The organism is Staphylococcus sp. HMSC061G12 (genome assembly GCF_001838465.1).
In the GTDB taxonomy this organism is placed as follows: domain Bacteria; phylum Bacillota; class Bacilli; order Staphylococcales; family Staphylococcaceae; genus Staphylococcus; species Staphylococcus simulans.
Genome location: NZ_KV837062.1, coordinates 34,331 through 44,907 on the forward strand (window position 1 = coordinate 34,331; position 10,577 = coordinate 44,907).

At 35.2% G+C, this 10,577-nt stretch carries 11 protein-coding genes; 1 reads left to right on the plus strand and 10 read right to left on the minus strand.

The annotated features are described in order from the left end of the window. The first annotated feature begins 125 nt into the window (after positions 1-125). A complete protein-coding gene (locus HMPREF2937_RS05535) occupies positions 126-1,073 on the plus strand; it encodes a glycerophosphodiester phosphodiesterase (RefSeq protein ID WP_070864181.1) in 948 nt (315 codons plus the stop codon). 155 nt (positions 1,074-1,228) lie between these two features. On the opposite strand, the gene thiW is transcribed toward HMPREF2937_RS05535, so the two are convergent. The 10 genes from thiW to HMPREF2937_RS05585 form a co-directional block, all read right to left on the minus strand. Further along, positions 1,229-1,726 (minus strand): energy coupling factor transporter S component ThiW, encoded by a 498-nt coding sequence (gene thiW, locus HMPREF2937_RS05540; RefSeq protein ID WP_002480748.1) that lies wholly within the window; start codon positions 1,724-1,726, stop codon positions 1,229-1,231. Positions 1,727-1,759: 33 nt separating this feature from the next. Beyond that, complete coding sequence (locus HMPREF2937_RS05545) at positions 1,760-2,116, minus strand: YlbF/YmcA family competence regulator (RefSeq protein ID WP_002480747.1); 357 nt, start codon at positions 2,114-2,116, stop codon at positions 1,760-1,762. After that, positions 2,116-3,657, minus strand: coding sequence for a tRNA (N6-isopentenyl adenosine(37)-C2)-methylthiotransferase MiaB (gene miaB / locus HMPREF2937_RS05550; RefSeq protein WP_002480746.1), 1,542 nt, complete (start codon positions 3,655-3,657; stop codon positions 2,116-2,118). Before miaB ends, HMPREF2937_RS05545 begins: the two co-directional genes overlap by 1 nt. 122 nt (positions 3,658-3,779) lie before the next feature. After that, positions 3,780-4,679 (minus strand): oligopeptide ABC transporter permease, encoded by a 900-nt coding sequence (gene opp4C, locus HMPREF2937_RS05555; RefSeq protein WP_070848263.1) that lies wholly within the window; start codon positions 4,677-4,679, stop codon positions 3,780-3,782. A 12-nt stretch (positions 4,680-4,691) separates the two neighbouring features. After that, positions 4,692-5,660 (minus strand): oligopeptide ABC transporter permease, encoded by a 969-nt coding sequence (gene opp4B, locus HMPREF2937_RS05560; RefSeq protein WP_070864182.1) that lies wholly within the window; start codon positions 5,658-5,660, stop codon positions 4,692-4,694. After that, a complete protein-coding gene (locus HMPREF2937_RS05565; protein ID WP_023015664.1) occupies positions 5,657-6,643 on the minus strand; it encodes an ABC transporter ATP-binding protein in 987 nt (328 codons plus the stop codon). Before HMPREF2937_RS05565 ends, opp4B begins: the two co-directional genes overlap by 4 nt. A gap of 12 nt (positions 6,644-6,655) precedes the next feature. Next, positions 6,656-7,636, minus strand: coding sequence for an ABC transporter ATP-binding protein (locus tag HMPREF2937_RS05570; protein ID WP_082709446.1), 981 nt, complete (start codon positions 7,634-7,636; stop codon positions 6,656-6,658). Between the two features lie 64 nt (positions 7,637-7,700). Continuing rightward, complete coding sequence (opp4A, locus tag HMPREF2937_RS05575; protein WP_070864183.1) at positions 7,701-9,422, minus strand: oligopeptide ABC transporter substrate-binding protein; 1,722 nt, start codon at positions 9,420-9,422, stop codon at positions 7,701-7,703. 171 nt (positions 9,423-9,593) lie between these two features. After that, positions 9,594-9,884, minus strand: coding sequence for a thiamine-binding protein (locus HMPREF2937_RS05580; RefSeq protein ID WP_002480740.1), 291 nt, complete (start codon positions 9,882-9,884; stop codon positions 9,594-9,596). An 88-nt stretch (positions 9,885-9,972) separates the two neighbouring features. Continuing rightward, positions 9,973-10,491 carry a type II toxin-antitoxin system YoeB family toxin gene (locus tag HMPREF2937_RS05585; RefSeq protein WP_070864184.1) on the minus strand — a complete coding sequence of 173 codons (519 nt, stop codon included), beginning with the start codon at positions 10,489-10,491 and terminating at the stop codon, positions 9,973-9,975. Positions 10,492-10,577: the final 86 nt, after the last annotated feature.

The window sequence follows — 10,577 nt, forward strand, 5'->3', positions numbered from 1 at the left end:
TTTTAAAAATAATAATAAATCATAAAACCATAGTTAACTTTTATAAACTTATAGTAAATATGTGCAATTCTCCTTAAATCTTAAGCTATCATGAAAATATCTTAAACAAAGGAGCATAAATACATATGAAAATTAAATCAACTGTTTTTTCTACTCTCATGATTTCTACTGCACTTCTCGCAACTTCCCAAGCAACTTATGCGAACACTGACACTATCGGTCCAGCTTCAAATGCGCATAATCAGTCTACAAAAAACATGTCGAATCATCCGCATAACATCTTAAATCAAAATGTTTCAATTGCACATCGTGGCGCGAGTGGTTATACACCTGAACATACTTTCTTCGCATATGACAAAGCGAAACATGAACTTAACGCAGACTATATTGAATTGGATTTACAGATGACTAAAGACGGCAATCTTATCGCGATGCATGATGAAACGGTAGATCGTACAACTGGTGGAAAATTCCATGGTCCCGTCAAAAATTATACGACAGAACACCTGAAACAAATGGATGTCGGTACTTGGTTTAACGTTGAAAATCCACAATATGCGAAACCTGAATATGAAGGCGCAAAAATTCCGACGCTTGACGAGATTTTAAATCGTTATGGTCAAGATACTAATTATTATATCGAGACAAAGTCACCAGATGTGTATCCAGGTATGGAAGAAAAATTACTTCAAACACTGAATCAACATGGCTTATTAACTCCTGCAAAACTAAAAAACGGACAAGTTGTGATTCAAAGCTTCTCACAAGAAAGTTTACTGAAGATGCAACGCTTAAATAGCCATATTCCGCTTATTCAACTAACAGATGTTGGTCAATTATCCGCTTATACTGATCAACAACTAGACTTTATTTCATCTTATGCACAAGGTGTCGGCCCTGAGTATCATGATGCGACACCACAAAATGTCGACAAAGCACATCGTCACGACTTACTTGTTCATCCATATACAGTAAATACACAACCAGAGATGCAAGCATTGCTGAATGCAGGTGTGGATGGTGCATTTTCAAATTATATCGATCAGTATATTCAGTTACGTGATCAAAAATAGTACTAATTGACCACATATAGTTATTTCATGTATGAGCTTCTAACAGCTTACTAGTATTTTCATTCTATAACTAAAACAATATTTAGTTTTAAAAACCACAAGATATAACAATGACCCCATTCACTTCATTTAAGAAACGAATGGGGTCTTATTTATTAATCTTTAGGCAACCAACGAGAGAGTTTGCCTTTTTTAAATAATATCATTAATACAACATAGCTGATGAAAGCACCGACAGCACTTGAAGTAATAAAGGCTGCCATTAAAGGTTTAATCGCAAAATGTTGTAAACCGAGTACGAATGCTAATGGAATACACATAAAACTTCCGATTAATCCTGTACCGATGACTTCACCTATAGCTGCCATAAATAAATGTTTACGGTAGCGGTAAAGTGCACTTGCCAACAATACACCAATCATACTGCCAGGAAACGCAAAAGCAGATCCTGTGCCGAACATCATTCTAATTACAGAAGATAGAAAGGCTTGTGCCAATCCAAACCACGGTCCTACAAATACAGCACATAGCACATTAATCATATGCTGAATCGGTGCTGCTTTAATCGGTCCAATAGGGATAACAATCAAACTGCTTAAAACCACATTAATGGCGATAAACATTGAAGTCAGTGTAAGCTTTCTTACATTCACAATAAAAAACGCCCTTTCACTTATAATTTAAAGTTACTGCTTGTGGTGCGCTGCATTTAACTGATCAGCCATCGTATTAATCATCATCTGCAATAAATCATTCGCATCTGCTTGGGCATCACGAAATTCTGTCACAATCGGCAACGCATTGATTTTTTGTTGAATCTCCGCAATCTCTGCTTCACTACGCTTGAAAGCTTCCATTTTGCCATAGTTCTGCAAATTGACTGATTGCTTTTGTCGTTGTTTCAAATCAGCCATCCACGCATCGATATGATGATTACGATGTATTTGTTGTTCAACTTTTTGATATTCTTTAACGGTTTCTAAAGCTTTTATTTGATCACTGAGTGCTTGTGCCTTAGCGATAATCTCTGCTTTATCGTACATTATGCTTCAACCGCTTCAGCTTCCACAATATTTAAGAATGTACCGTTTAAAGAATATTGTTTCGCTTCATCAATTTTCACTTTCACTAATTGACCAATTGCTTCTTTAGGTCCTCTGAAATTGACAAGTTTATTTTTCTCAGTATAACCTGCTAAAACATTTTCATCTTTTTTACTGCTGCCTTCACATAATACAGTGACCACTTCACCTTCGTATGCTTTTAAGGCACGTTCTGAATAATAACCGACTTTTTTATTCAAACGTTGTAAACGTTCTTTCTTCACTTCAGTTGCCACGTTATCTTTCATACGTGCTGCTGGTGTACCATCACGTTGTGAATAAAGGTACGTATACGCATGTTCGAATTCAACTTCATCATATAGTGATAAAGTCTCTTCAAATTGTTCTTCAGTTTCATTTGGATAACCGACAATGATATCTGTCGTTAACGCAACATCTGGAATTGCTGCTTTGATACGATTTACTAAATCTAAATAACTTTCACGTGTATATTTGCGTCCCATAATTTTAAGTACGGCATCATTACCAGATTGTACCGGTAAATGAATATGCGGAACAATATTGCCGCCTTTGGCAATAACTTCAATCATGTGGTCTGTGAAGTCCCATGGATGACTTGTTGTGAAGCGAACACGTGGGATATCAATTTTAGCGATATCTTCAAATAAATCGCCTAAACCATATTCAATATCTTGTAAGTCCTTACCATATGAGTTAACATTTTGTCCTAATAATGTAATCTCTTTATAACCTTGACGTGCTAAATCACGTACTTCTTCAATAATATCTTCTGGTCTACGGCTACGTTCTTTACCGCGTGTAAACGGAACAATACAATATGTACAGAACTTGTCACAACCGTACATAATATTGACCCAAGCTTTGAAATAATCATCACGTACTTTAGGCAAGTTTTCAATAACATCGCCTTCTTTTGACCATACATCAATGACCATTGCTTTAGATAAATAAGCTTCTTCTAAAATTTCAGGCAGTTTATGAATATTATGCGTACCGAAAATCATGTCCACATTTTGGAATGATTTTAAGATTTTATTTACAACTGATTCTTCTTGTGACATACAACCGCAAACGCCGATTAAGCAATCTGGACGATCACGTTTTAAATGTTTTAAATTACCGATTTCACTGAACACTTTATTCTCCGCATTCTCACGGATTGCACAAGTATTCAGTAAAATAACATCCGCTTTCAACATGTCGTCTGCTAGCGTATAACCAAGTGCCTCAAAAATACCTGCCATTACTTCTGTGTCATGTGCGTTCATTTGACAACCGTATGTTTTAATAAAGAACGTACGGCCTTTACCCATATCTTTAAACTTTTCATCTATTTGGAAATCACGATTATATTTTACTTCTTCTTTACCGCGTTTTTTGGCTTCTTTTAAACTAGGAGGTTGATACACTGTTTCGAAGTACTGACTATAATCTTTTTCTTTTTTATTTCGTTGAGCAATGACGTCTAAAGAACCTGCTTTTCTTTGTTCTTCATTCACTTCGCAAAATCCTTTCTATATCCCCGATTTATCATTATTACATTATATATGGTTTATCATAAAAGTGCAAAATGATTCTTGTTCTCATAAGAAAAAGCCGGTCAATGTGACCGACTCTTTGATTAGTGTTTAGATTTAGGGTTCAAAGCATCTTTTAATCCTTCACCCACGAAGTTGATACATAAAATTGTAATCGTAATAATCATCGCTGGTGGCATCCAAATCCATGGTTTACTGCTTAATACATCCGCTTCTTGCGCATCCGATAACATATTCCCCCATGTCGGTGTTGTTTTCGCAATACCGAAACCAAGGAAACTTAAACCAGCTTCTGCCACGATTTGTACCGCAAATAATAATGTTGCTTGTACAATGATGACACTTAAAATATTTGGAAGTAAGTGTTTTAACATAATTTTATAAACAGGTGTTCCAATTGAAACAGCCGCTAAGAAATATTCATTTTCTTTTTCCTGCATGACTTTACCACGTGTTAATCTGGCAATCCCAACCCATGATAAGGTAATGATTACAGCTGCTAAAATAAATGCTGAGCCATATGGGTTTTTGATTTTGTCACTGAATGTCGCATTTAATACGATTGCGAATGGAATGAATGGGAACAACATAACAAACTCAGTAAAACGCATTAAAATGGTATCTACTTTGCCGCCATAGTAACCTGAAATCATTCCGACAATCAAACCGATGATTAAAATTCCGGCAGTTGTCACAATCCCAAAGACCATAGAGACACGACCAGAATAAAGCAGACGACTTAAAATATCACGTCCACCGGCATCTGTGCCTAACCAGTGTTCTGGTGACATATCCCCTTTAATATAAACCAAATTTTGTAAGTTTGGGTCGTACGGCGCAAGCAGTGGAGATAACATTGAAATCACAAATATCGCAATTAATGTAATCAGCGCTGTCATTGCTAATTTATTATGTGTGAAGTGAATCATGGCTGTTTTCAGCGGTGAATAACTTTCATGTTTCTTTTTTGATTTTTTAGACATGTTTTCTCCTCCTTAGTTGCTCTTAATTCTAGGGTCTACAATACTGTATGTGATGTCGGATATTAAGTTCGCTAATAGTCCTAAAAATGCAAAGAATAAAAGTAATGCCATCATTAATGGATAGTCTTTACCGCTGATTGCTTCAATTAATAATTTACCGATACCAGGATAAGAGAAAATCGTTTCAGTAATTACAGCCCCGCCGAAGATAGATAACACATCTCCACCGAAGAATGTCACAATCGGAATGACTGAGTTTCTTAAAATATGTTTGTTGTAAATTTTGTTTTCTGAAATACCATTTGAACGTGCTGTTCTGACATAGTCTTTACGTGAATTTTCGATAATATCATTTCTTAAGAATTGTACGTAACCTGCTGTCGACATAATACCTAGAATCAATGCAGGCAATAAGGCATGATAAATTTTACTCATATAGTACGGGAATGTACCTTCTTCCAAACCAATCGTCACTGAGCCTTGGAATGGGAACCAGTTTAATTGGAAAGCAAATAAATAAATTGCGAACACACCCGCTACAAATGAAGGTAACGCGAGTAAGAAATAGTTCGCGATTTGTATAGAATAATCTAAAGGTGAGTACGGTTTCCGTCCTGAAACAATACCAAGCGGAAACGCTAAAATATAAGTAAATATCAAACTTAATGTACCTAGTGTAATTGTGTTTGGCATTCTTTCTTTAATTAAATCTAAAACTGGACGTTTGAATCGTACAGATTCACCTAAATCACCTTGAGCGATTTTTTCAGCCCATTTCATATATTGCACATGAATCGGCTGGTCATAGCCTAATTTTTTTCTTTGCTGTTCAATATATTTAGATGCTGAACTATCAGTTGACGTTACAGATCCTGTAAAAGCATCACCCGGCTGCATTTTCGCAATACTGAAGATAACGATTGAAATTAAGAATAATAACGGAATCATCAATAATAAACGACGAACAATTAACTGAATCATTTTTCCACCTCTTCCTCAATCAATAAGCATGCTGCGAAATGATTTTGACTGACTTCTTTATACTTTGGCTTAGTTGTTTTACACGCTTCTTGAGCAATCGGACAACGGGTATGGAATGGGCACCCTGTCGGTGGATTGGCAGGAGAAGGTAAATCACCTGTTAATAAAATACGTTCTTTTCTTTTTTCTGGATCAATTTCAGGAATAGCTGAAATCAAAGCTTGTGTGTACGGATGTTTAGGGTTGTTATAAATTTCATCTGACGGACCTTGTTCTACAATGTGTCCGAGATACATAACTCCAATGTAATCACTCACATGCTTTACGACACTTAAGTCATGGGCGATGAATAAATAACTGAGATTAAACTCTTCTTGCAAATCATCTAATAAGTTCAAAACTTGAGATTGTACAGAAACATCTAACGCACTGACAGGTTCATCTAAAATGATAAGTTTTGGTTTTAAAGCGAGTGCGCGTGCAATACCGACCCTTTGTCTTTGACCTCCTGAAAATTCATGCGCATATTTATAATAATCTTCTGTGTTTAGTCCTACTTTGACAAGCAGTGCTTTGACTTCTTTTTCGAGTTCTTCTTTAGATATTTTATGATAGTTTTTAATCGGTTCAGCGACGATATCGCCGACCATTTGAAGCGGGTTTAATGATGCATAAGGATCTTGAAAGACCATTTGAAAACCTTGTCTCGCTTCTCTCAACTTTCTACCTTGAATCTTTGTGATATCCTCGCCATCGAATAAAACAGTACCATCTGTCGGTGTCTGTAATCTTAAAATGCTGCGTCCTGCTGACGATTTACCACAGCCTGATTCACCAACAAGCCCCATTGTTTCTCCTTCATTAATTTTAAAACTGATACCGTCTACTGCTTTAACTTGACCGATTGTTCTACGAAAAAATCCACCTTTAATTGGATAATATTGCTTAAGATTGTTTACTTCTAAGATTGTCTTTTTATCCATATCGTTCCTCCATTATTGCTCGTCATATAAATGACAAGCGACTTTATGTTTTGCGTCAATCGATTTTAAAGCGACGTTTTCAGTTTTACAGATATCCATAACATGCGGACATCTGTTTGCGAATTTACATCCTACTTTCGGCATATTAACAAGTGAAGGGACACTACCTTCAATAACTTCTAATTTTTCAACATCACTGTCTAATTTAGGTATCGATCTGATTAAAGCTTGTGTATAAGGATGCTTCGGAGATTTGAAAATTTCATTAGTCGTTCCAGTTTCAATAATATTACCGGCATACATTACGGCAACGCGGTCACAGAGTTCTGAGATAACAGCTAAGTCATGCGAAATGAAGATGATAGACATATTCGTTTCTTTTCTGATTTTTCGTAACAACTCTAAAATTTGGGCTTGTACTGTAACGTCTAAGGCAGTGGTAGGCTCATCAGCGATTAATAAATCAGGACTACAAGAAATAGCTAATGCGATCATGACACGCTGTCTCATCCCACCTGATAATTGATGCGGATAGTTATCAATGACTTCTGCGGCACGCGGAATACCTACTTGGTTAAGCAAATCAATCGCTTTGGCTCTCGCTTCTGATTTATTCAATTTCAAATGCAGCATGATTTTTTCAGTAAGCTGATTACCAATTGTAAATACTGGATTTAAAGCTGTCATCGGTTCTTGGAAAATCATTGAGAGTTCTTTACCTCTTAGTTGGTTATAGTCATTCTCACTGATGTTGTCTACACGCTTACCTTTAAAGACGATTTCTCCTTCTTCAATCTTGGCAATTTTTTCTGGTAATAACTGCATCACAGATAAACTTAATACAGATTTACCTGATCCTGATTCACCTACGATCCCAAGAATCTCCCCTTCTTCAACTGACAAATTAATATCATTAACTGCAGAATGCCATTCTTTCTTTATGTAAAAGCTGGTTTTTAATTGTGTTATTTCTAAAATATTCCTCGATGTCAATTTCAACACTCCCTTTTTTTGCTTAGAAAAAGCCTCGAAAATAATCGAGGCTTTTCATGCAAAATTATTTTTCTACAGTCCATTCATTTGCAGGGTTAGATCCTTTGAATGAAACTTCAAAGTTTTTAACTTTATTGCTAACTAAAGTAATATCTTCAAGTTCTACAAGAGGGATAACTGGAACATCTTTATTCCAAAGTTTTTGCCATTTCAAGTAGATATCTTTACGTTTTTCTTTGTCGTTTCCTACAACATCAAAATCAGTAGCTTCTGCTAATAATTTATCTGATTCTGGGTTGTTGTAACGTGATTCATTCCATAATGCATTTGATTTATATAAACCTGATGGATCTGGGTCAGCCCCTTGTTGCCATCCTCTGACATAAACTTCAACGTTACCGTCTGATTTTTCTAAATCTGCATTATATTTACTGAATTCAACCATGCTGACTTTAGTTTTCAAACCAACTTTTTCCCAATAACCTTTAAGTGCTGCAGTTCTTGGTTCAAATGTTGGGTTTGTACCTGCATAGTGTTTCAAGCTGATTTCGAATTTTTTACCTTTAGGGTCTTCTCTGAAACCATCGCCGTCTCTATCTTTATATCCTGCTTCATCTAATAATTTTTTCGCTTTTTTAACATTGTAGCTATAGTCTTCTAAGCCTTTATTACCTTGAGATACCCAATGACTTGTTGGAATTAATGAGTTCGTTGGTTTAGCGTAACCATACATGAATGCTTTAATCCATTCATCTTTATTGATCGCATAATCCATTGCTTTTCTTAAACGTACATCTTGGTATTTAGGAAGTGGTTCTCCGACTTTCATTGCTTTTTTATCATATTTGTTTAATACAAATCCGATAATCATGTATTGTGTTGATGGTGCTGTTAATACTTTAATGTTGTCTGCTTTAGAGTCTTTAACTTGTTTTGCCATTGGTGGTGTACCTTGACCTACCATGTCGATGTCGCCGTTTTGAAGAGCTTTAACCATCGCGTTTTGGTCTACAACTTTATAGTTGATTTTGTCTAGTTTTGGTTCACCTTTCCAGTAATCTTTGTTTTTCTCAAATTGTACTGATTCGCCATCTACGATTTTTTTAACTTTGAATGGTCCATAACCGATTGGGTGTTTACGAACAGCGTCTGATTTCGCCATATCTTTAACTGGAATATCTTTAAAGATTTTTTCACTCAATAAATCGCCAGCATAAATTTTCAATAAGTTATTAACTTTTTTCTCTTTGAATGTGATTTCTACATTGTAGTCATCAATTTTTTTGATACCTGAAATTGTATCCGCTTGACCTTCTTTTTTCGCTTGTGCCCCTTCGATACAATCTACGTTGTCATAACGTGGACCATCGTAGTCAGGATTTGCTAATGTTTCTAATGTGAAAATCCAGTCATTGATTGTTAATGGATTACCATCTTGCCATTTCACACCTTTTTTCAATGTGAATTTATATTTCTTAGCAGGTTCGATTTCTTTCCATGACACTAAGTTTGGTTCTAATTGTAAATGATCATCCATTTTGAATAATCCATCACTGAATAATCCGATAACACCTGAATCAGTGACTGATGCTGCATAAATACCAGAGAAGTTACCTTCTGGTGGTGCACCTGTACCAATATTTAATGTACCGCCTTTTTTGTCACTCTTGCCCGTACTGCTTGAACCCTTAGTATTATCAGAATCCGACTTTTTGCTGCCGCATGCTGATAGTACTAATAACAGTGATAGTAAAACTATCGCTAACTTAAACCATCGTTTCTTCATATAATTCCTCCTCTTGCTGTTATCTCTATGCCGCTTATATGAAATTATTATATTAATATTCAGACTATTGTGTCAATGACACTTCTATTTTTTATTATTTTTATAATTAGGTTGTTTGATAAAACAAAAAAGCACTCCTGTAATTAGGAATGCTTTAGCAAATAATATTTATTAATCATATTTTGCAGTCAAATCTTCCATTGTAATACCAGTCGGTACATAATAGAACTTCACTTGACTGATGACACTTGGTACTTCTAGTTCGACCATTCTGTCATTAATATTTTGAATTAGAATCAAACACTCGCTCATTGTGCCTTGAACGGTTGTTTCTAATGGCGATACTCTAAATTTTAATCCAGATTGTTCAATAATAGAAATCGCTTCATCAACATATGGAATAACGTCTTCACCATTGGGTGTTTTAGGTAATACTTGAATACTCATCAATGTATCTTGCATCTTTCAAACCTCTTTTCACTATTTCATTAACTTTACTGTATCAAAATTTATATTTTCTATCGAATATTCTATCTTAGTTTTATGGAAATCATACAGTGTGGTAATAACAGCTGATAATAATGAGGCGATGATCAATTTCTTTATAGACTAGGCGGTGGATTTCATCAAGTTTCAAAACTTTAAAACCACCTTCACTGATTCGTCTAACATATAGAGGCACAGGATGATTACCTTCATCAAAAGGAATTTCACCTTTAATTTGTCTGATTGCTCGATTAAAATGTTTGATTAATTCTCCATTTAAACTTTTGAAATGGGTATGATCATTATTTGCTGTTTCCGTAAAATCGATTAATAAATGATCGTCTACTAACACTTTTACGAGATGTCCATTGATATAATCTCTAATACAGTGTGCTAAATGTTTTCGATTGGCTTCGTTTTTTAATAAATAAATACGTGCATCATACCCTTGTGGTGTTTCATTTTCAATTATATGTTCATTTGAAGGATCCACTTGCTGTCCTTCTAAGTAATTATGTGCAATTTTATTTAATAAGTGCTCTTGTGTCATAGGAGTTTCATTTCCGTTTATCTCTTTCTTCATTTTGTACACCTCTTAAATGCGACTTATTTAAACATTACCCTGATTAAGCGGTATGCCAAACTTTTATTTTAAAATTTAGTCAATCT

Bases quoted from the DNA above. Each gene is read 5' to 3' on its own strand.
- HMPREF2937_RS05535 (WP_070864181.1), top strand. From the start codon at position 126: ATGAAAATTAAATCAACTGTTTTTTCTACTCTCATGATTTCTACTGCA.
- HMPREF2937_RS05580 (WP_002480740.1), bottom strand. From the start codon at position 9,884: ATGCAAGATACATTGATGAGTATTCAAGTATTACCTAAAACACCCAAT.
- HMPREF2937_RS05565 (WP_023015664.1), bottom strand. From the start codon at position 6,643: ATGGATAAAAAGACAATCTTAGAAGTAAACAATCTTAAGCAATATTAT.
- HMPREF2937_RS05545 (WP_002480747.1), bottom strand. From the start codon at position 2,116: ATGTACGATAAAGCAGAGATTATCGCTAAGGCACAAGCACTCAGTGAT.
- HMPREF2937_RS05585 (WP_070864184.1), bottom strand. From the start codon at position 10,491: ATGAAGAAAGAGATAAACGGAAATGAAACTCCTATGACACAAGAGCAC.
- opp4A (WP_070864183.1), bottom strand. From the start codon at position 9,422: ATGAAGAAACGATGGTTTAAGTTAGCGATAGTTTTACTATCACTGTTA.
- opp4C (WP_070848263.1), bottom strand. From the start codon at position 4,679: ATGTCTAAAAAATCAAAAAAGAAACATGAAAGTTATTCACCGCTGAAA.
- opp4B (WP_070864182.1), bottom strand. From the start codon at position 5,660: ATGATTCAGTTAATTGTTCGTCGTTTATTATTGATGATTCCGTTATTA.